Source organism: Streptomyces sp. NBC_01481, assembly GCF_026339995.1.
GTDB lineage: Bacteria > Actinomycetota > Actinomycetes > Streptomycetales > Streptomycetaceae > Streptomyces.
On the sequence record NZ_JAPEPT010000006.1, the window covers coordinates 412,188 to 433,042 of the forward strand.

Here is a 20,855-nt window from a genome sequence, read left to right on the forward strand (position 1 = left end):
GACCGACACCCGAGGACTGACAACGATGCTGACCGACGTGCTCTCCGTCGACCTGGCCAAAGCCTTAGCGGCCGTCGACGGCTGGCTGAGCGACTACATCCGCCAACCGCACAGCGGACTCGGACGCCCCGGTCCGGTGTGCCCGTTCGTCGAACCGGCCCAACGCGCCGATGCGCTCGAGATCCGGGTCAGGCTGGTGGGCCCCACCCCGAGCCAGACCCTCATCGACGAGATCGTCCGCTGCGGCCTGGACGAGTTCAGCGAGGTCGACTGGAAGGCCGGCAACCCGAATCTGCGCTCGCTGCTGCTCGTCCTGCCGGACCTGCCGCCCGAGCATCTGCACCTGCTGGACGCGGCGCACACCGCGCTCAAGCCCGAGAGCGTGCGCCGCGGGCTGATGATCGCCCAGTTCCACGAGAGGTGCCGGGAGAAGGCGATCCGCAACCCGGAGTTCGAGGTGAGCTACGCCCCCGTGCCGATGATGGCGGTGCGTTCCATGGCGATCCACGATGTGCTGTTCCTGGCGGACCGGCGGGAGTGGTTCGAGGAGTACGCAAGCCGCTTCGGGGCCCGCTACCTCAACTCGGCGCAAGGCATTGACCCGTTGCTGACCGAGACGTACGAACGGGCTCGTGACGCCTACGGGTTGGGGGCTGAGCCGGTGCGCGAAAAACCACGTCCTCGGGGCGCCCGATGACTGGCGCCGCCGTGTACCGGGGAATGGATCAGGCCACGCTGGACCAGCAGTACTCGCCGAGTTCCCGCGTGCCGAGCCTCGGGGCCTACCTCCGCGAATACGAGCGGCTGAGCACGGCCGCCCGCCGGGACCACCCGGTGCGGACCGGTCTCGCCTACGGCCCGCACCCGTCCGAAGTGCTCGACTACTTCCCCGGCACGGGTCCCGATCGTCCGCCGCTGCTGGTGTTCGTGCACGGCGGCAACTGGCAGGCGCTCGGCCGGGCCGAATCGGCCTTCCCGGCACCGCCGTTGCTGGCCGCCGGTGCGGCGTTCGCGGTGGTCGAGTACGGGCTGGCACCGGACGTCGGGCTGGACGCCATGGCGGGGATGGTGCGGCGCGGCGTCGACTGGCTGCTGCGGCACGCGAGCCGGCTCGGCTTCGCACCGGACCGACTCCATCTGTGCGGCACCTCGGCCGGCGCCCATCTGGCCTCGATGGCCCTGCTGCCCGGTCCGCCGGACGGCCCCGACATGTCAGCCCGGATCGCCGGGGCGGTGCTGCTCAGCGGCATGTACGACCTGGAGCCGGTCCGGCTGTCGTACGTCAACGAGGCGCTGCGGCTGGACGAGGCCGGGGCGCGCCGCAACAGCCCGCTCAGCCTGTTGCCGGCGCGGCTGCCCGAGGTGGTGGTCGCCCGCGGCGGCAACGAAACCGAGGAGTACGTCCGCCAGCACGAACGGATGGTAACGGCGCTGCGCACCCGGGCTGCGGTGACGGAGGTCGTTGCCGCACAGCGCAACCACTTCGATCTCCCCCACGACCTGGGCGTGAGGGGCACCGAGCTGGGCGATGCGGTCCTCGGGCAGATGCGACTAGGAAGGACAATCACATGACCACCGAGCAAACCGCCCAGGGCTCCGAGCCGAGCCCCGGGTGTCCTCTGTCCGCCGGCTTCCCGCCGGGCACCACCCCGTACGCGCACTATGCGCGAATGGACGAGTTGCTGACGCTGCAGCATCCGCTCAGCGCGGCGGACACCGAGCCGGGCTTCATCATCATGAGCCAGGTCAAGGAGCTGCTGTTCAAGCTGCTGCACACTGAACTCACCACCGCCCGCGACCAGTTGGGCAAGGATCGGCTCGGAGACGCGCTGTGGACGCTGCGCCGCTCGGCGCGGGTGCAGCAGGTCCTGCTCGTGTCCTGGGAGACTTTCTCCGTGCTGTCGCCCGTGGAGTTCGCCGAATTCCGGGACGTCCTCGGGTCGGCCTCCGGCTTCCAGTCGGCCGGCTACCGGCGGCTGGAGTTCCTGCTCGGCAACAAGAACCCGGCGATGGCACAGCCGCACCGAGACACGGCCGGCTACGACGCGGTGGTGAACCAACTGCACGAGCCGAGCCTGTACGACGCGGCGCTCGCGCTGCTGGCCCGCCGCGGGCTGCTCACTCCGGACGACTCCCCGGCCCGGGACGCCACACGACCGTACCGGACCGGCGCGGAGGTCGAGGAGGCCTGGCGGACGGTCTACCGGGATCCGGTCCGCCACCACGACCTGCATCTGCTCGCCGAGGCGCTGATGGACACCGCGGACCAGTTCGCCCGCTGGCGCTACACGCATCTTGTCACCGTGCAGCGGATGCTGGGCGCCAAGCCGGGCACCGGCGGCACCGAGGGCGTGGCCTGGCTCGCCCGGATCAGCGAGCACCGCTTCTTCCCGGAGCTGTGGTCGGTGCGCTCGACGCTCTGACCCGCCCGGCAGATGACGTCCTTCCGGCCGAGGGCCGGCGGCGTGGAGGACGCCGGGGACACGCAGACGCCGACCACACGAAGCAGAAGGAGGGCCGATGGAGGGCGGGATCCCGCGCGCGGCAGCCGAGGAGCTGGACGCGGCCGATCCGCTGGCCGAGTTCCGGGAGCGGTTCGTCATCACCGATCCGGAGTTGATCTATCTGGACGGCAACTCGCTGGGTCGGCTGCCCGCGGCCACCCCGGACCGGCTGCGCGAGGTGGTCGAGGAGGGCTGGGGCGGCGGGCTGGTGCGGTCGTGGCAGGGCTGGATCGACTGGGGCGCCCGGCTCGGCGACCGCCTCGCGGAGCACGTGCTCGGTGCCCGGCCCGGCGAGGTGGTGGTCTCGGACTCGACCTCGGTCAACCTGTACAAGCTGGCCGCCGCCGCGCTGGACGCGGCGCCGCGGAGGGGCACCGTCCTGATGGACGCCGAGGACTTCCCGACCAACCGGTACGTCCTGCAGGGCCTCGCCGACCAGCGCGGGCTGAGCCTGCGCCGGCTCGCCTCCGATCTCGACGGCGGCCTCGATCTCGACCTGCTGCGCTCCGCCCTGGACCGGGACGTCGCGCTGGTGGTGCTGTCGCTGGTGTCGTACCGCAGCGGCGCGCTGCTGGACATGGCGAAGGTGAACGAATTGGCCCGCGCGGTCGGCGCCCGGGTCCTGTGGGACCTGTCGCACGCGGCCGGAGCCGTCCCCGTCGACCTCGCCGCGACCGGCGCGGAACTCGCCGTGGGGTGCACGTACAAGTACCTCAACGGCGGCCCGGGTTCGCCTGCCTTCCTCTATGTTCGCCGCGAGCTGCAGGCCGGGCTGCGGCAGCCGGTGTGGGGCTGGTTCGGGCAGCGGGAGCAGTTCCGGATGGGGCCCGACTACGATCCGGTGCCGGGGATCGAACGGTTCCTGGTGAGCACCCCGCCGCTGCTGTCGCTGGCGGCGATCGATCCGGCCCTCGCCCTCGTCGAAGAGGCGGGCGTGGCGCGGATCCGGGCGAAGGGGCTGCTGCTGGGCCGGCTGGCCGACGACATGGCGGACGCCTGGCTCACCCCGCTGGGCTTCCGGCCGGCCTCGCCCCGACCGCCGGAGCGGCGCGGTTCGCATGTGTCGCTGTACCACCCCGACGCCTGGCGGATCTGCCAGACGCTCGCTGCGGACGCGAAGGTCGTCTGCGACTTCCGGGTCCCGGACCGGCTGCGGATCGGCCCGTCCCCGCTCTACACCCGGTTCACGGAGGTCTGGGACGCGCTGGCCCGCCTCCGTGAGGTCGCCGCCGGGCGCAGCTATGCATCTTGGCCCGCCGACCTGGCCCGGGTGACATGACCGCCTGCCCGGCACGGCACACCCCCTGCCCGAACCCTCACCACCCCACCCGATACGGAGTGCCCATGGCAGACGCATCCCCTCTCACCACCGACGGCCTGGTACAGATACTGTTCGGCTCCTCGGCCTTCCAGATGCTCAACGCGGGCCGCAATCTGGGCCTGTTCCCGTTGCTCCACCGGCACCCTGGATTGACTCCGCAGGAGATCGGGCGGGAACTCGGCCTGGAGGAGCGCCCGGTGCAGATCCTGCTCCTGGGCACCACTGCCCTGGGACTGACGATCCATCAGGGCGATGGTTACGGCAACGCCGACCTTATGAACGGCATGTTCGCGGACGGAACGTGGGAGATCATCGAGGACCTGATCGAGTACGAGGAGCGGATCGTCCGCCCCGCCGAGGTGGACTTCACAGAGTCGCTGCGCGAAAACACCAACGTCGGCCTGCGGCGGATCAGGGGCAGCGGCACGGACCTGTACCACCGGCTGTCTGCTGACCCAGACCTTGAGCAGCTGTTCTACCGCTGCATGCGGTCCTGGTCCCGGCTGTCGAATCCCGTGCTGGTCGAGAAGGCGGACCTGACCGGGGTGCGCCGGGTGCTCGACGTCGGCGGCGGCGACGGCGTGAACGCCATCGCCCTCGCACGGGCGAACCCTGGGGTCGAGTTCACCGTCCTCGACCTCCCCGGCACGGTGGAGATCGCCCGCCGCAAGATCGCCGAGCACGGCCTGGACGACCGGATCTCCGTCCGGGCGGCCGACATCTTCGCCGATGCCTACCCGTCGGGGCACGACTGCGTGCTGTTCGCCAACCAGTTGGTGATCTGGTCGCCGCAGGAGAACGTACGCCTGCTGCGCAAGGCCCACGCGGCTTTGCCGGACGGCGGGCGGGTGCTGGTGTTCAACGCCATGTCCGACGACAGCGGCGACGGTCCGCTGTACGCGGCGCTCGACAACGTGTACTTCGCGACCCTGCCCGCCGCGAGCAGCACCATCTACCGGTGGGGGCAGTACGAGGAGTGGTTCGCCGCGGCCGGCTTCGTGAACTCCGACCGGCTGCCGGGCGGCCGGTGGACGCCGCACGGCGTGATCAGCGCGGTCAAGTGACGCCCGAGCGAGAACCGGAGCCGACCATGTCCCTCACGTCCCGCGACGCCTTATTGACCGGCGGGGGTGCCGTGTGCCCCGCCGGTCCGCACATGATGGATCCGGATCTGCTCGCGGACCCCTTCGGCGGCTACGGCCGGCTGCGCGAGCAGGGGCCGGCGGTCCGCGGCAGGTTCGTCGACGGCACACCGGTATGGTTCGTGACCCGTTACGACGACGTCCGCGCGACACTGCGCGACCCCCGGTTCGTCAACACCCCCTCCAACGTGCCGGGCGAGGGGGGCGCGGATCCGCGCGAGGGCATGATGGAGCTGCTCAAGGTCCCCGAGCACCTGCGCGTCTACCTGCTCGGCTCCATCCTGGACAGCGACCCGCCGGACCACACCAGGCTGCGCCGCCTGGTGACCCGAGCGTTCGCGGCCCGCCGGATTCTCGATCTGCGGCCGGACATCGAGCGGATCGCCGACCGGCTGCTGGTCGAACTGCCGCACCGGGCGGAGGACGGGGCGGTCGATCTCCTGGAGCACTTCGCGTATCCGCTGTCGATCACGGTGATCTGCGAGCTCGTCGGGATACCGGCGGCCGACCTAGACCGGTGGCGGGAATGGGGCGGCGACCTTGTGTCGATGCGGCCCGAACGGCTGCAGCACTCCTTTCCCGTGATGATCGACTACTGCCACGAACTGATCGAACAGCGCCGCACCGCGCTCAGGGGCGATCTGCTGAGCGAGCTGATCCGGGCCCAGGACGACGACGGCGGACGGCTCAGCGACATCGAGATGGTCACCATGGTCCTCACCCTGGTGCTCGCAGGCCACGAGACGAGCGCGCATCTGATCGGCAACAGCACCGCCGCGTTGCTCACCCATCCCGACCAGCTGGCGCTGCTGCGCAATGACCCGGCGCTGCTGCCGCGCGCGGTGCACGAGCTGATGCGCTGGTGCGGGTCGGTGCACGTGGCGCGGCTGCGCTACGCCACCGAGGACCTGGAGCTCGCCGGCAAGCCCATCGCCCGCGGCGACGCGGTCCAACTGGTGCTGGTGTCGGCCAACTTCGACCCGCGGCACTACACCGACCCGGACCGGCTGGACATCACCCGCCAGCAGGACGGGCAGGCGGAGAACCATGTCGGCTTCGGCCACGGCATCCACTACTGCCTGGGCGCCACGCTGGCTCGGCAGGAAGGCGAGGTAGCGCTCGCCCAACTGCTGAAGCGCTACCCGGACTTGGCACTGGCGGAGGGCGACCCGGAGCTGGACCGCGCCCGGCTTCCGGGCAGTTGGCGGCTGAATTCGCTGCGCCTTCGGCTGCGGCCCTGACCGCGCTTCCATGACAGGGGGCCGCCCGGCGTAGGGAGGCCCCCTGTCATAGAAGTGTCCTGGCAGCATGCTCAGTCGGCTTGCGGGCCGTCCGCCACTACGATGGCCTGCACCGGGCAGGACAGCGCCGCCTCGGTTATCTGCTGCCGCGTCGCCGTCTCAGTGCCTCCGGGCACCAGCACCGAGTAACCGTCGTCGTCCTGAATGAAGAGACCGGGCGCCGTCAGGAAGCACTGCCCGGACCCGATACAGGTGTTGTGGTCGATACGAATCTGCATGAGATGCCGTCTCCGGTGGTGAGGCGAGCAAAGACCGTCAGCGATCGAGCTCGTGCGCGGCGGCGCGGTCGAGTGATACGAGTATCCATTCCTCGAAGTCCCGTTCGACCTTCGACGCGGCCTCGCGCCAGCGCTCCACGCGGTCGCCTGGCGCGCTGATCCGGGGCAGGCTGGCGCGTGCGGGCGTAGCCGCCAGATTGCCCTGACGGCTCTCCCGCAGATGAACCCTGAGCTGGTTCCTGGACCAGCCTTGCTGCTCAGCGCGGTCGAGCCACCCGTCCGCCTCCACAGCAGGCAGGGAGGCGACCTCGGCATGGTGGCCGAAGCTGAGGTTCTCACGCCGGCGCCAGAGTTCGAAGTGCCGAGCCACCCACGCGTAGTTGCGCAGCGTCTGGTAGTCGAGCCCGGCGGCCTGCACTCCGGTCTGGTAGCGGTCGGCGTACCTCTCCTGGCCGTACACCAGCCAGTCCCCCAGACACCAGGCGGAGGAGTCCGCGATCTGGAAGATGTGCAGTCCGGCCTTCTCCCACCGGTTGTACGACAGGGTGGCCGGGATCTTCAGGCCGACCCGGGTGGTCAGGATCCGCTCCTGGCCGCTGTTACTGCGGCGAACGGCCGCGTCGCCCGCCCTGCGACCGACTGGTAATTGGCTGTCACGCTGGTAGTCGTTGGTGAATCGCTTCACGAGCATTCCCCCGCATTTGACGCACTGACAATTCTCGTAGGTCATCGGCGGCTGAGAGCCATGGAAGGTTCAAGCTGAAAGTAACGGTAGATCACCGTTCGAGATGCAGTCAACGATCATTTCTAGTCGGAGTGCGACCGGTTCTGACGTAAGTTGGTCACCGACTGACACAATTGTTCCGGAACCCCGCACAGCCCGCCCCGTCCGGCCTGTCAGAGCGTGGGCGAGGAAGCGCGAACCGGGCTGCCAGAGGTGGACCGCACGGCCGCGTCGATGCCGTCAAGGATCAGCTCCAATCCAGCCCGGAAGGCATTCTTGGCCTCGCGCTCCAAGTACGGTATGGCGTCATCGGCTTCCTCCTCGGCGGCTGCAGGAGTCGCCCGCGCCTCCAGTGCCGCCAGCGACGGGAAGCGCTCGGCGAAGTCCGGCACCACCTCCGCGAGCAGCGCGGATCGGACCGACCACCACTCGTCGTCGGACACCCCGGTCGCCGGCGCCGCCTGCCGGTGCTCAGCGGCGACCCGAGCCATGCCGCGGACGAACTGGAACAGCACGGCGATGACACGACGGACCTTCAATGGCTCCAGGCCGATTCCGCCCAGGATCCGCACCACGGTCTCCAACTGCGCGTACTCTCCCGGCCCGAGCACCGGCCTGGCCTGGGAGACCTGCAGCACCCACGGATGCCGCAGGTAGAACGCCCACGTGCCCTCGGCCCAGGCGGCGATCGCCGGGCGCCACCCGGCGCCGGTGTCGTACTCGGTGGGCAGCTCGGCCAGCACCCGGTCGTGCATAAGGTCGACCAGTTCGCTCTTGCTCGGCACATAGGTGTAGAGCGCCATGGCGGTCCGCCCGAGCCACGCCCCCACCGCCCGCATCGACAGGGCTGCCATCCCCTGCTCGTCGGCCACCGCGATGCCCGCAGCCACGATCGTGTCGACGTCGAGTCCAGGCTTGGGCCCGGGCACGGCTCTGACGCCCCCGGGATCGGCCACGCGCCAGAGCAGAGCCATCGAGCGGCGGGCATCGCCCTGTCCGGCAAAAACAACCACCTTGCAACTCCTTACTGCATAAAGTAACCTCGCCGAGGCATCTCCTTACAGCGTAAGGATATCAGGTGGACACGGGGTCCACCTCGGGATGCCCGACGTTCTTGGAAGGTTTTCGATGGCAGAGCTGCCTGTCTCATTCATCCAGGTCACCGACATCACACACCTCACACCGCGTATGGCCCGCGTGACATTCGACGCCGACCAACTTGACGACCTCGTCGGGCAGGCGCCCGACCAGCAGGTCAAGCTCTGCTTTCCCCGGCCCGGTCAGCGCCTCCCCGTCCTGCCGGAGCCGGGCGAGGACGCGACGAGCTGGTACCAGGCATTTCTCGCCATTCCGGAAGACGAGCGCCCGTGGATGCGCAGCTTCACCATCCGCCGGCGCCAGCCGGGTACCAACACGATCGAGATCGACTTCGTCCTGCACGGGGAGACCGGCCCAGCCACCCGCTGGGCCGGCTCCGCCCAGGCCGGTGACCAGCTCGGCATGGTCGGACCGTCGGCGGTCTACTCCCGGCCGGTCTCGCTGACGGACTCGATCACGCACTCCGACTGGCTCTTCCTGGCCGGTGACGAGACCGCTCTGCCGGCCATCTGCACCCTGCTCGAGGCACTGCCCGAGGGAGCCCGTGCCGTGGCCTACGTCGAAGTCGCCGACGCCGCCGAGCGGCAGGACTTCGAGACCCGCGGCGACGTCACCGTCCACTGGCTGTACCGCGACGGACCTCAAGCCGGCCAGAGCGACGTCCTGATCCGCACTGTGCTCAAGGCCGAGTTCCTCCCCGGCCGCCCGTTCGCCTGGCTGGCAGGCGAGTCGGGCACCGTCCGGGCCCTCCGCCGCCACCTGGTCGACGACCGCGGGCTGGACAAGCGGTCGATCGACTTCAGCGGGTACTGGCGGCTCAAGCTGACCCAGGACGACGCCCCGACTGCGCAGGACATGGCCGAGGCTCAGGAGCGCCTCGCCGAGGCCCAGGCAGCCGCCGAGGTCGGCTCGGAATGAGCCGCGCGGAAGGGCCTGTCACTCGGCCGTGCCCTTCCGCGACCTGACCGAACAGCGAGCACACGAGAGAAGGATCTCATGATCACAGTGCGAGGTCTTGCCCGGCAGTTCGCCCTCCGGGGGCGAACCGTCGACGCTGTGAAGGGCATCGACTTCGATGTGGCGGCCGGGGAACTGGTCGGGTTCCTCGGCCCCAACGGGGCCGGCAAGACCACGACCCTGCGGATGCTGACCACCTTGCTGCGCCCCACCGGCGGAACGGGCACCGTGGCCGGCTGCGATCTGCTGACGGACCCGCAGGGAGTCCGGCGCAGGATCGGCTACGTGGCTCAGGGCGGTTCCACCTGGCCAGAGTCCAAGGTCGCGGAGGAGATCGAGCTGCAAGCCCGGCTCTACGGCCTGTCCCGGGCCGAGGCTCGGCGCCGCGGGGCGCTGCTGGCGGAGCGGCTCGACCTGGCCGGCCTGGACCAGCGCCCCTCCAAGACGCTCTCCGGCGGCCAGCGGCGCCGACTCGACATCGCGCTCGGGCTGGTGCACGAGCCGTCGCTGGTCTTCCTGGACGAGCCCACCACCGGACTGGACCCGCAGAGCCGCGCCAACCTGTGGGACCACGTCCGCCGGATGCGCGCCGAGCAGGGCATGACCGTCTTCCTCACCACCCACTACCTCGACGAGGCCGACACCCTGTGCGACCGGATCCTGGTGACGGACCACGGCACGATCGTCGCGGAGGGCACCCCGGACGAGCTCAAGGCCCACGTCGCCGGCGACGCGATCACCGTCGACGTCGGCGACCGGGCCACGGAGGCCGCCGAACTCGTCCACCGGCTGCCCGGCGTGCAGGAGGTCACCGTCGTCGCCGACACCGTGCGGTTCAGGGTCCCCCGTGGTGATGCGGCGCTGCCGGAGCTGCTGCGCACGCTCGACAGTCACCGGATCACCATGAGCTCGGTCAAGATCACCCGACCCACCCTCGACGACGTGTTCCTCAGCCTGACCGGGCGCTCCCTGCGCGACGGCGAGGCCGCGACCCCGGTCATGGAGGCCACCCATGCTGCGTGACACCCGTCTGATCTTCCTGCGGGACATGAAGCTCTCGCTGCGCAATCCCACCTGGCTGATCATCGGGATCATGCAGCCGCTGCTGTACCTGTTCCTCTTCGGGCCGCTCATGGTGACGGTGGTCGACCACACCCCCGGCTTCCCGTCCGACGACGCCTGGAAAGTGCTCACCCCGGCCCTCATCGTGCAGACGGCGCTGTTCAGCGGCTCCTTCGCCGGGGTCGGGCTGCTCACCGAATACCGGGTCGGCGTGGTCGACCGCTTCCGCGGGACCCCGGCCAGCCGGTCCGCCCTGCTGTTCGGCAAGGTCCTGGCCCAGGCCGTCCAGGCCACCGCGCAGTCGGTGCTGATCGTGCTCGTGACACTGCTCGTCTTCGACCTGGACGCGCCGCCGTCCGGGATGCTGCTGAGCCTCGCGATCGCCGCGGTACTGGCCATCACGCTGTCCTCGGGATCGTATGCGCTGGCCATGGTCCTCAAGAGCGAGGCCGCGTTCCCCTCGCTGATGAACGCCGTGCTCCTGCCGCTGCTCCTGCTGTCCGGCGTCCTGCTGCCGGTCACCGAGCAGATGGCCCCCGGCTGGCTCTACAACCTGGCCCGGATCAACCCGCTGACCCACGTGGTCGACGCCGAACGCGCGGCGTTCCGGGGGGACTGGAGCTCGACGGAGCTGCTGACCGGTTCCCTCGTCCTGTTGTGCATGTCTGCGTTGGCCCTGCTGTGGGGCACGCGGACGTTCCAGAAGGAAAACGCCTGAGGGCGACGTCCACCTGCCCGAAAGCGACCGGGGCTCCCCAGGAGCCCCACCCGTACCGCCCAAGGAGCACATGTGAGTACCGACGCCATCAGGGTGACCGGTGCGAGGGAGAACAACCTCAAGAACGTCTCGGTGCAGATCCCGAGACAGCGCCTAACGGTCTTCACCGGCGTCTCCGGCTCGGGCAAGTCCTCCCTGGTGTTCGACACCATCGCGGCCGAGGCGCAGCGCCAGCTCAACGAGACCTTCACAGCGTTCGTCCGCAACTTTCTGCCCGACCACGGCCGTCCGGACATGGACACCATCGAGAACATCTCTGCCGCGGTCGTCATTGACCAGAAACGCCTGGGCGGCAACCCGCGCTCCACGGTGGGCACGATCACCGACATCGCCCCGCTTCTTCGGCTGCTGTTCTCACGCGCGGGCGACCCTGCCGGCCTGCCGCCCAGCGCCTTCTCGTTCAACGACCCTCAGGGCATGTGCCCGACCTGCGAGGGCCTTGGCACAGTCGTGCGGCTCAACCTCGACGCGTTCGTCAACCGCACCAAGTCCCTCAACCAGGGCGCGCTGCTGCACCCCGACTTCTCCACCGACAGCTGGTACTGGCTGAGTTGCGTGGAGTCCGGCTTCTTCGACAACGACAAGCCGCTGGCCGACTTCACCGAGCAGGAGTGGCACCTGCTGCTGCACGGTGAGATGCCGCAGAAGCTCCGCCTGGTGTGGCAGGGCAACACACTGAACGTCAAGTACGAGGGCTTGGCGGACAAGTTCGCCAGGCTGTACATCAAGAAGGAGGTCATGTCCGAACGCAACCGCCAGGTCTTCCAGCGGTTCGTGCGTTCGACTCCCTGCCCGGACTGCGACGGCACCCGCCTCGCCCCCGCCGCCCGTACCAGCCGGATCGCCGGCCACCACATCGCGGACCTCACCGCGATGGAGGCGGGGAACCTCGTGGCGTTCCTGGTGCAGTTGGACCTGCCCCATGTGAAACCGGTCCTCGACGACCTGATGGCCCGCCTGCGGCACCTGGTCGACATCGGTCTCGGGTACCTGAGCCTGGAGCGGGAGACCCGCACCCTCTCAGGCGGCGAGTCGCAGCGGATCAAGATGGTGCGTCATCTGTCCAACAGCCTGACCGAGATGCTGTACGTGTTCGACGAACCGAGCGTCGGCCTGCACGCACGGGATGTCCACCGGCTCAAGGAACTCCTGGTCGCGCTGCGGGACAAGGGCAACACCGTGCTGGTGGTCGAGCACGATCCGGACGTCATGGCCATCGCGGACAACCTCGTCGACATGGGCCCGAAGGCCGGGACGCTGGGTGGCGAAGTGGTCTACGAGGGGAGTTTGGCGGGCCTCGCCGACTCCGACACCCTCACCGGCCGCCACCTCCGGCACCGCCTGCCCATCAAAGCCGAGCCCCGCCGCCCCACCGGAGCGCTCACCGTCTCCGGCGCGAACAGCCACAACCTCAAAGACGTCACGGTCGGCTTCCCCACCGGCGTCCTGACCGTGGTCACCGGAGTGGCCGGATCGGGCAAGACCTCGCTGGTCAACGACGAGTTCCTGAGCCAGCACCCAGACGCGATCGTGATCGACCAGTCCACAGTGACGGGTAGCCGGCGGTCCAACACCGCCACCTACACCGGGCTCATGGACCCGATCCGCAAACTGTTCGCCAAGACCAACGGGGTCAGCGCCTCGCTGTTCAGCGCCAACTCCAAGGGCGCCTGCCCCAACTGCCAGGGGCTCGGCGTGCTCTACACCGACCTGGCGTTCATGGAGACGCTGAAGTCCGCCTGCGAGGTCTGCCGGGGCCGCCGCTTCTCCCACGACGTCCTCGGCCACCGCCTGCGCGGCCGCTCGATCAGCGACGTCCTGGAGATGACGACGGCCGAGGCGGCGGACTTCTTCACCGAACCCAAACTCCGCCCGGTCCTGCACGCACTGAACGAGGTGGGTCTGGACTACCTGCGCCTCGGCCAGCCGCTCAGCACCCTGTCCGGCGGCGAGTGCCAGCGCATCAAACTCGCGGCCGACCTGCACCGGGTCGGCAGCATTTACGTGATGGACGAGCCCACCACCGGCCTGCACATGTCCGACACCCACCGCCTCCTCGGCATCGTCGAGCGCCTCGTCGACCAGGGCAACACCGTCATCGTCATCGAGCACAACCTCGACGTCGTCAAGAGCGCTGACTGGATCATCGACCTCGGCCCCGAGGGCGGCAGCGGAGGCGGGCGGATCCTGTTCGAGGGAACCCCGGCCGAACTCCTCAAGACGACCGGCTCCCACACCGCCGAACACCTCCGTATGGACCTCTCGGTCGTCTGAACACATCCGCGCGCGAAGGACACCGTCCCTGCGCCTCGGCAGCCGTGTCCGCCAAACAGCGTCCAACTCGGCTCTCCCCAGCCGCCCCGTTGGGGAGCAACTGGGGAGTTCCATCACCGCTCGGGGAGTCCCTGAGGAGTTCAAACCACCTAAGCAAGTAAGCTCGTGAAAAGCTCCGAAAGAAGAATCCCCGCAGGTCAGCCCCACATAGTCGACGGAAAGCCCCGGTCACTGACCGAGCCCCAGGGCCTACATGACGTACGTGCCGAGATCGTCGGCCTCGACGATGCCGGGGAGCGAGCCGCCTTCACGCAAGGGCGTGACATAGCGGGTCGCTGTGACTTCGGAGAGCATTGCCCCACAGTACTTCGGGGCGGGTCGGGTGATCGCTCGGATTTTCGCTTGTCATGACCTGTGCGGACATGCCAACGATGCCCCATGGCCGAAGACACACAAGACCTCATGGACGCCCAGGCCGCTCTCGGGGGCCACCCACCTGGCCACTCAGGAGGACCAGGCCGCCAACCTGATGGTGCTCGAGACGGCCTTTCTGAAGAAATCCTTGAATTCCCCGAGTATCTGAACGTGCCGCGCCGCCCACTCGTACACCATCAAGAACCGGCCGTTGCGCGGGGCCGGACAGGGACCGTTGAGAGGGAGCCATCATGACCGGATCGCAGGGTTCTGCGCGGAACATGACACGCCGTGCCGTCGTCGCCGCGGCGGGCGGGGCCGGTCTCGCCGTCGCGCTGACCGCGTGCGGCAGCTCGGACGACGGCAGTACGTCGGTGGCCGACAAGCCGACGGGCGGGGCGGACGGAGCGGGCGCCGGGGGCGGCGGCAAGGAGATCGCCAAGATCACGGACATTCCCGAGGGCGGGGGCAAGGTCATCGGCGATGTGGTCGTCACCCAGCCGAAGCCCGGAGAGTTCAAGGCGTTCTCGTCCAAGTGCACCCACGCGGGCTGCGCGGTGAAAGACATCTCGAACGGCACCATCAACTGCCCCTGTCACGGAAGCCAGTTCAGCGCGGAGGACGGCAGCGTCACCAAGGGGCCCGCCACCAAACCGCTGCCCGCGGCCTCGATCACCGTGGACGGCGGCTCGATCAAGATCGCGTAGCGCGCCGGGGCCGTTTCCAGCAGGACAGGACATCCTCGGTCGTGGTGATCGTGGCGACGAGCGCGAGCGTGTTGCGGACCATCGCGGGGATGTAGTCGGCGGGCACCCCCGCGATGGCATCCTGCGGAACCACCGCCGTATAGCCGAGGTTGACCGCGTCGAAGACGGCGTTGGGGATGGCGATATTCGCCGAGACCCCGGTGACGACCAGCGTGCGGCAGCCGAGATTGCGCAGCAGTGCGTCGGCGTCCGTGCCCGCGATCGGTGACAGGCCGTGCAGCCGCCGTACGACGAGATCCTCCTCCGCCACCTCGATCGGAGGTGCGATACGGACGGCCGTCGTACCGGGGTGCTGCTGGACGGGCAGCCGGGCAGCCGCACGGAACAGCCGGGCGTTGTTGCCGGCGCCGCGCCCGTCGGGACGCCGCTCGGCGACCGCGTGGAGCACCTGCACGCCCGTCTCATGAGCCGCGGCGACCAGCCGGGCGACCCGGTGGAGCGCGCCGGACGACCTGGCCTGCTCGGCGAGTTCGGGCAGCGCGCTGTCCATGCCGACGACACCTTGCTGGCACTCGACGGTGAGCAGCACGGTGGTGGCCCGGTCGAGCTGGTCCGCGAGCTGTTCGATGGACGGCACGGCTTCCCCCTCATGCGGCTGGGACTGGGCGCGCGACAGTAACCGCCATTGCGCGAGGGCGGAAGAGCCCCCATGATTTCTGACACACAGTCAGTTACATGGGTCAGCTACGAGGGAGGGGCCGCGCATGGCCGTCACACAGCGCCGGGGCCGTCGCATCATGATGACGCCCGGCGAGCTGGACGAGTTCCTGGCCGGGCAGCGCACCTGCCGGGTGGCCACCGTGTCCGCGGACGGCCGTCCGCATGTCAGTGCCCTGTGGTTCGCCTGGGACGGGAGCTCGCTGTGGTTGTACTCCCTCACCCGCAGCCGCCGCTGGACCGAACTGCGGGCCGATCCACGGATCGCGGTCGTGATCGACGACGGCGAGGAGTACGGGGAGCTGCGCGGCGTCGAGCTTTCCGGTACGGCCGTCTTCGTCGGCGAGGAGCCGCGCACCGGTGAGCCGTGCCCCGAACTGGACGTACCGGAAAGCCTGTTCGCGCGGAAGAACTTCGGCCTCGACGAGATGCCGCACGACGGCAGGCATGCCTGGCTGCGGCTGACTCCCGACGCGATCGCGTCATGGGACTTCAGAAAGCTGTCGGACCTCTGAGCCGGTCGCGCCGCTCGGCCGGTCAGAGCTGCTGCCGGCCGTCGAGACGCTGTCAGGCCGCCGAGCCGTCCGCGCCCTCCCGGCCGGCCGCCTCGCGCAGCGCCGCGACCGCCGCCCTGATCGACGGTCGGCGGTCGGCGTCCGTCCGCCACACCGCGTAGATGTGCCTGAGCATCCGCTGCCGTACGGGTACCAGCCGCACCCCCTCGGGCACCCAGCCCCGCCCCAGCCTCGGCGTCACGCACACCCCGAGCCCCGCCTCGATGAGCGCCAGCTGCGTGTGGTGCTCCTCCGCCATGTGCCCGATCCGCGGCTCGAAGCCCTTCGAGCGCAGCGTGAACATCAGCCACTCGTAACAGAATTCGCCTTCCGGCCAGGACACCCACTCGTCCTCCGCGAACTCCTCCAGATCCACCTCGGTCCGGTCCGCCAGCGGATGATCCGCGGGCATGGCCACATCGGGGATGTCGTCGAGCAGATGAGCCTGGGCGAGCCCGCCGGGCATGGGCAGTCGTTTGTTGCTCCAGTCGAGGACCACGGCGAGGTCGAGGTCGCCCCTGACCACCTCCCTGATCCCCTGCTCGGGCTCCACCTCGCGTGAGCGCACGCGCAGTTCGGGGTGGGCCGAGCGCAGTGCGGTCAAGGCGGCGGGGAAGAGCCCGCGGGCGGCCGTCGGAAACGCCCCGATCCGCACCTCGCCGACAACCTGTCCGCGCTGTGCCTCGATGTCGGACTGGGCGAGCTCGACCTGGGACAGGATGCGCGCGGCATGGTCGGCGAGCAGCTGACCGGCGTCAGTCAGCCGGACTCCGCGTCCGTTCTTCGCCAGCAGCTGCTGGCCCACCTCCCGCTCCAGCTTCGCCATCTGCTGGGAGACGGCCGAGGTCGTCACATGCAGCCCGTCGGCTGCTCCACTGACCGAGCCGTGGCGGGCCAGCGCGTCCAGGGTTCGCAGGCGCTCCAGATTCAACATGTAAGCAATGCTAAGCGAAGGCCGCAAAAAATTCTCGCTTGTCCTACGAGATCGGAAACGGGATCGTTGACACCATGAGCACCGCTGCCCCCTCCAGAACCTCTTCGGCACCCACCCACACCCCGACCGGCTCCGTACGCCGCCGCGGCCTCGACTGGCGCATCCGGTTCGCGGTGCTCTCCACCGTCTGGGGCTTCAGCTTTCTCCTCATCAAGGTCGGCACCGGCGCGTACGCCCCCTTTCAAGTGACCTTGGGGCGGCTCTTCTTCGGTACGGCGGTGCTGGCCGTCGCGATGGCAGTCCGGCGGGACCGGCTGCCGCGCGGAATCCGCACCTGGATGCACCTGACGGTGGCCGCCTTCCTGCTCAACGCGCTGCCGTTCTCACTCTTCGCCTACTCCGAGCTGACGATCCCCTCGACGCTCGCCGGGATCTGCAACGCCACCTCGCCGCTGTGGGGCATGGCCCTGTCGATGGTCGCCCTCTCCGAGGACCGGCCGACCCGCCGCCGGGTCGCCGGGCTCGGTATCGGCTTCCTCGGCGTGCTGACGGTGCTCGGCGCCTGGCAGGGCTTCTCGGGTCTCGACTTCGGCGGCACGGCGATGGCGCTTCTCGCCTCGCTCAGCTATCCGATCGGCTGGATCTATGTCCGCCGCACACTGGCCGGGAGCAGCGACTCCAATCTCTCGCTGACCGGGGCACAGCTGCTGCTCGCGACAATTCAACTCGCCGTCGTCACACCGCTGTTCACCACACTGCCCGCCTCGTTCCCGCTCGTCCCCCTGCTGGCGGTGATCGCGCTCGGCGCGCTGGGAACGGGCTTCGCGCTGCTGCTGCAGTACGGCCTGGTCGCGGAGGTCGGCCCGACGACCGCGCAGATGGTCACGTACTTCATTCCGGTCATCGCGACAGCGGCGGGCGTCGCGGTGCTGGACGAGCAGCTCGGCTGGAACACCCCGGTCGGCGCGCTGATCGTCCTGGCCGGCGCGGCGCTGAGCCAGAGCAGGCCGAAGGCGCGCGCCGCGGCTCAGCCGTAGCTGCGCGCGGGTGCCGGGCCGGCCGCCGCGGCGACCGCGTCGGCGACCTGCCCGATCTCGTCCATCGCCAGGCCCGAGACGGTGAGCCGCACGCCGGGCACCGAGGACATCCGGAAGCGCGCTCCCGGCGCGACCGCCCAGCCCGCGCGCAGCAACCGGGTCACGGCTCCGGTCTCGTCTGGCACGGGCACCCAGACATTCATCCCGCTGCGGCCGTGGGCCTCGATACCGCGCTCGGCGAGGGCCTGGACGAGCGCGTCGCGGCGCTGCCCGTAGGAGCGGGCGACCTCTCGGGGATCCACCGCGCCGGACCTCCACAGCTGGACGACAGCACGCTGCAGCAGCCTGCTGACCCAGCCGGGCCCGAGCCCCTGCCGGCCCATCACACGGTCGACGGTGACCGCGTCGCCGGTGAGCACGGCGACGCGAAGATCCGGGCCGTACGCCTTGGCCGTGGAGCGTACGAGCGCCCAGCTGTCCGTCGGCCCCGCGAGGGGGTGCAGCGGCAGATCGACGATGGCGTGCCCGTGGTCGTCCTCGATGAGCAGGGTGTGGGGGAACTGGGCGAGTACCGCGCGCAGTTCACGCGCGCGTGCCTTGCTCACGGCGGCGCCGGTGGGGTTCTGGGCGCGGTCGGTGACGATGAGCGCCCTGGCTCCTCCGGCGAGCGCCTTGCGCACCTCGCCCGGCAGGGGCCCGTCGTCGTCGAGCGCCACCGGCACGGGCTTCAGCCCCAGCGCCGAGACCAGATCCAGCAGGCTTCCCCAGCCGGGGTCCTCGACGGCGACGGCGTCACCGGGCTTGAGGTGGGCGGCGAGTACGCGCTCGATGGCGTCCAGCGACCCCGATGTGACGGCGACCGGCCCGTCGGGCACCCCGTCGGCATCCATCGCGGCACGGGCGAGACGCCCGAACTCCGCGTCGACAGGGGCCTGTCCGTACAGGCCCGGCTCCTGGGCATTGCGCCGGGCCGCGGCGGCCAGCGCCTCGTGCAGCGGAGGCAGCAGCGCGGGGTCCGGGTTCCCCTCGCCGAGGTCCCGCACGCCGGGGGGCGCTTCGACCCCGATGGTGCCGCGGGCGGTGCTGGCCGGGCGGGGCCGCACCCGGCTGCCCTTGCGTCCGGCCGTCTCGATCACCCCGCGCTCGCGCAGGGTCCGGTACGCGGACGCGACGGTGTTCGGGTTGACGCCGAGCTCGGTCGCCAACTCCCGCATGGGCGGCAGCAGTTGCCCCGGCTCCAGGTCACCCGTGCCGACCCCGCGCTCGACGCTGGCGGCAATCTCCGATGCGCGGCGCCCTACGATCCGATACTCTCCTAGCACAAACGAGATTATGCACTAGTGCAATGGAGAAGGCAATGCCGGACGCATACGAGCCGACCGACCGCACCGTCCCGACGCGCGCCAAGGAGCGCGCGGCGTACGACCGCGAGCAGGTCCACTCGATACTGGACGAGGCGTATGTCTGCCACCTCGGTTTCGTCCGTGACGGCGCGCCGGTGGTTCTGCCGACGCTGTACGCCCGCGTCGACGACCACCTCTACCTCCACGGCTCGACGGGCTCACGCCCCCTCCGCATGGCGGGCGAGCCGGACCCGGGCCTCGCCGTATGCCTGACAGTCACCCATGTCGACGGCCTGGTCCTGGCCCGCTCGGCCTTCCACCACTCGATCAACTACCGCTCGGTCGTCGTCCACGGCACGGCCCACCCGGTCACGGACCCCGACGAGAAGCGCACGGCCCTGGACGCCCTGGTGGACCACGTGGTCCCGGGCCGCTCGCTCGACTCGCGGCCCGCCAACCCGAAGGAACTGGCGGCGACGGCGGTCCTGCGCCTGGACCTGACGGAGGTCTCGGCCAAACTCCGCACGGGCGGCCCGAACGACGACCCGGAGGACGCGACGCTCCCGTACTGGACGGGTGTGGTGCCCGTGACCACGCACCAGGGAACCCCGATCCCGGCGGCGGACCTGGACGAGTCGATCCGCGTACCGGCCTACCTGACGCGGAGCTGACCCTCAGCCCGCGGGGCGGGGGAGGCGCCCCCACCCCGCACCCCTAACGCCGCCCCACCCGCGTCTCCGCCACCGCCAGCCCAGCCACCGCCGCCAGCAGCAGCGAGGTCCCGGCCACCGTCGCCCCCGTCAGCCGCTCGTCCAGCACCGTCACCGCGATGACCGCCGCGCTCACCGGCTCGAGCAGCATGATCACCGAGACCGTCGCGGCCCGCACCACCGCCGCACCGGCGAAGTAGAGGGCGTACGCCAGCGCCGTCGGCACCGCCGCCACATAGGCCAGCAGCCAGAGAACACGCCCCAGTTCCTCGGTGTGCGGCAGCAGCCCCTCCCCCAGCGCCATCGGCAGCAGCCCGACCGCACCGATCGCGAACGCCCAGGCCGTCGTCGACAGCGAGTCGCCACCGCCCCCGCCGCGTCCGAGCCAACGTGTCAGCAGGGTGATCGCCGCGTATCCGGCGGCGGAGAGCAGCGCGAGGGCCACACCCACCGGCCGTACCGTCCCGCCCTCGCCGCCGAGCACGAGCACGAGCAGGCCGGCCAGTGCCCCCGTGACCGCCATGACACCGCCGCGCCCGAGCCGCTCGCCCATCGTCAACCGCGCACCCACCGCGATCAGCACGGGACCCGCGCCCAGCGTGACGACCGTGCCGACAGCGAGCCCAGTCGCGTCGACGGCCGCGAAGTAGGCGCTCTGGAAGACGGTGAGGCCGATGCCCGTGGCCACAATCCGCAGCAGCCGACGACGACGCGGCTCACCGGCCGCGGCACGGCGCACGGCAGCCGTACGCCGCGTACGCAGCGCCAGCGCGCCCAGCAGCAGCACCAAGCCCCCGGCGCAGCGCCAGAACGACAGCGCGAGAGGACCGAGATCGCTCACCTGGAAGACCAGCGAGGCAGCCGCGCCCGCGGTCCCCCACGCGACCCCGGCGAAGATCAGATAGAGGAGGCTCCGCCCGACGGGCACCGGAGTCGGGAGCGGCGTCGGCACCGGCACTTGTGCGGGCACGCCGACAGCAGGAGTTGAGGAAATTTTCGACACGTGACTTCTCCGTGTGAAGAACGGGATGGCTGGTCGCTCGGCTCCGTCACGCGGGCA

21 protein-coding genes are annotated in these 20,855 nt (G+C 70.0%); 14 read left to right on the top strand and 7 right to left on the bottom strand.

Annotated features, from left to right (window positions below; translation table 11 throughout):
* Positions 1 to 25: 25 nt before the first annotated feature.
* From OOK40_RS31690 to OOK40_RS31715, 6 genes are all read left to right on the top strand, one after another.
* On the top strand, positions 26 to 697 hold the full coding sequence (locus tag OOK40_RS31690) for a DUF6875 domain-containing protein (RefSeq protein WP_266488442.1): 672 nt from the start codon (positions 26 to 28) through the stop codon (positions 695 to 697).
* Positions 694 to 1,572, top strand: coding sequence for an alpha/beta hydrolase (locus tag OOK40_RS31695; protein WP_266488444.1), 879 nt, complete (start codon positions 694 to 696; stop codon positions 1,570 to 1,572). Before OOK40_RS31690 ends, OOK40_RS31695 begins: the two co-directional genes overlap by 4 nt.
* Complete coding sequence (locus tag OOK40_RS31700) at positions 1,569 to 2,423, top strand: tryptophan 2,3-dioxygenase (protein ID WP_266488445.1); 855 nt, start codon at positions 1,569 to 1,571, stop codon at positions 2,421 to 2,423. The genes OOK40_RS31695 and OOK40_RS31700 overlap by 4 nt, the downstream gene beginning before the upstream one ends.
* A 97-nt stretch (positions 2,424 to 2,520) precedes the next feature.
* Positions 2,521 to 3,783 carry a kynureninase gene (gene kynU, locus OOK40_RS31705; RefSeq protein ID WP_266488447.1) on the top strand — a complete coding sequence of 421 codons (1,263 nt, stop codon included), beginning with the start codon at positions 2,521 to 2,523 and terminating at the stop codon, positions 3,781 to 3,783.
* Between the two features lie 65 nt (positions 3,784 to 3,848).
* Complete coding sequence (locus OOK40_RS31710; RefSeq protein WP_266488448.1) at positions 3,849 to 4,889, top strand: methyltransferase; 1,041 nt, start codon at positions 3,849 to 3,851, stop codon at positions 4,887 to 4,889.
* A 92-nt stretch (positions 4,890 to 4,981) separates the two neighbouring features.
* A complete protein-coding gene (locus OOK40_RS31715) occupies positions 4,982 to 6,208 on the top strand; it encodes a cytochrome P450 (RefSeq protein WP_266488449.1) in 1,227 nt (408 codons plus the stop codon).
* 71 nt (positions 6,209 to 6,279) lie between these two features.
* Here OOK40_RS31715 and OOK40_RS31720 read toward each other — a convergent pair whose 3' ends face one another.
* From OOK40_RS31720 to OOK40_RS31730, 3 genes are all read right to left on the bottom strand, one after another.
* Complete coding sequence (locus OOK40_RS31720) at positions 6,280 to 6,486, bottom strand: ferredoxin (protein WP_266488451.1); 207 nt, start codon at positions 6,484 to 6,486, stop codon at positions 6,280 to 6,282.
* 37 nt (positions 6,487 to 6,523) lie between these two features.
* A complete protein-coding gene (locus OOK40_RS31725) occupies positions 6,524 to 7,171 on the bottom strand; it encodes an LmbU family transcriptional regulator (protein ID WP_323136136.1) in 648 nt (215 codons plus the stop codon).
* A 212-nt stretch (positions 7,172 to 7,383) separates the two neighbouring features.
* Positions 7,384 to 8,223, bottom strand: coding sequence for a TetR/AcrR family transcriptional regulator (locus OOK40_RS31730; RefSeq protein ID WP_266488455.1), 840 nt, complete (start codon positions 8,221 to 8,223; stop codon positions 7,384 to 7,386).
* Between the two features lie 115 nt (positions 8,224 to 8,338).
* On the opposite strand from OOK40_RS31730, the gene OOK40_RS31735 reads away from it, so the two are divergent.
* The 5 genes from OOK40_RS31735 (at position 8,339) to OOK40_RS31755 (ending at position 14,500) form a co-directional block, all read left to right on the top strand.
* Positions 8,339 to 9,226 (top strand): siderophore-interacting protein, encoded by an 888-nt coding sequence (locus OOK40_RS31735; RefSeq protein ID WP_266488456.1) that lies wholly within the window; start codon positions 8,339 to 8,341, stop codon positions 9,224 to 9,226.
* 78 nt (positions 9,227 to 9,304) lie between these two features.
* Positions 9,305 to 10,288, top strand: coding sequence for an ATP-binding cassette domain-containing protein (locus tag OOK40_RS31740; protein WP_266488457.1), 984 nt, complete (start codon positions 9,305 to 9,307; stop codon positions 10,286 to 10,288).
* Positions 10,278 to 11,045: an ABC transporter permease gene (locus OOK40_RS31745; protein ID WP_266488460.1), complete on the top strand. Its 768-nt coding sequence runs from the start codon at positions 10,278 to 10,280 to the stop codon at positions 11,043 to 11,045. Before OOK40_RS31740 ends, OOK40_RS31745 begins: the two co-directional genes overlap by 11 nt.
* Positions 11,046 to 11,117: 72 nt before the next feature.
* Complete coding sequence (locus OOK40_RS31750; RefSeq protein WP_266488461.1) at positions 11,118 to 13,379, top strand: excinuclease ABC subunit UvrA; 2,262 nt, start codon at positions 11,118 to 11,120, stop codon at positions 13,377 to 13,379.
* Between the two features lie 665 nt (positions 13,380 to 14,044).
* On the top strand, positions 14,045 to 14,500 hold the full coding sequence (locus OOK40_RS31755; RefSeq protein ID WP_266488463.1) for a Rieske (2Fe-2S) protein: 456 nt from the start codon (positions 14,045 to 14,047) through the stop codon (positions 14,498 to 14,500).
* Here the strand turns inward: OOK40_RS31755 and OOK40_RS31760 are convergent.
* Positions 14,487 to 15,137: a cysteine hydrolase gene (locus OOK40_RS31760; protein WP_266488464.1), complete on the bottom strand. Its 651-nt coding sequence runs from the start codon at positions 15,135 to 15,137 to the stop codon at positions 14,487 to 14,489. The genes OOK40_RS31755 and OOK40_RS31760 overlap by 14 nt on opposite strands.
* A 127-nt stretch (positions 15,138 to 15,264) precedes the next feature.
* Here OOK40_RS31760 and OOK40_RS31765 point away from each other — a divergent pair, with 127 nt between their 5' ends.
* A complete protein-coding gene (locus OOK40_RS31765) occupies positions 15,265 to 15,732 on the top strand; it encodes a pyridoxamine 5'-phosphate oxidase family protein (RefSeq protein ID WP_266488467.1) in 468 nt (155 codons plus the stop codon).
* Positions 15,733 to 15,784: 52 nt separating this feature from the next.
* Here OOK40_RS31765 and OOK40_RS31770 read toward each other — a convergent pair whose 3' ends face one another.
* Complete coding sequence (locus OOK40_RS31770; protein ID WP_266488470.1) at positions 15,785 to 16,705, bottom strand: LysR family transcriptional regulator; 921 nt, start codon at positions 16,703 to 16,705, stop codon at positions 15,785 to 15,787.
* A gap of 74 nt (positions 16,706 to 16,779) precedes the next feature.
* On the opposite strand from OOK40_RS31770, the gene OOK40_RS31775 reads away from it, so the two are divergent.
* The gene (locus OOK40_RS31775) at positions 16,780 to 17,742 is read left to right on the top strand and encodes a DMT family transporter (RefSeq protein WP_266488472.1); all 963 of its coding nucleotides are present in this window, start codon (positions 16,780 to 16,782) and stop codon (positions 17,740 to 17,742) included.
* Here the strand turns inward: OOK40_RS31775 and OOK40_RS31780 are convergent.
* Positions 17,733 to 19,064, bottom strand: coding sequence for an aminotransferase class I/II-fold pyridoxal phosphate-dependent enzyme (locus tag OOK40_RS31780; protein ID WP_266488474.1), 1,332 nt, complete (start codon positions 19,062 to 19,064; stop codon positions 17,733 to 17,735). The genes OOK40_RS31775 and OOK40_RS31780 overlap by 10 nt on opposite strands.
* Positions 19,065 to 19,099: 35 nt before the next feature.
* Between OOK40_RS31780 and OOK40_RS31785 the strand changes: the two genes are divergently transcribed.
* A complete protein-coding gene (locus OOK40_RS31785; protein ID WP_266488475.1) occupies positions 19,100 to 19,756 on the top strand; it encodes a pyridoxamine 5'-phosphate oxidase family protein in 657 nt (218 codons plus the stop codon).
* A gap of 43 nt (positions 19,757 to 19,799) precedes the next feature.
* Here OOK40_RS31785 and OOK40_RS31790 read toward each other — a convergent pair whose 3' ends face one another.
* Positions 19,800 to 20,765 (bottom strand): DMT family transporter, encoded by a 966-nt coding sequence (locus OOK40_RS31790; RefSeq protein ID WP_266488478.1) that lies wholly within the window; start codon positions 20,763 to 20,765, stop codon positions 19,800 to 19,802.
* Positions 20,766 to 20,855: the final 90 nt, after the last annotated feature.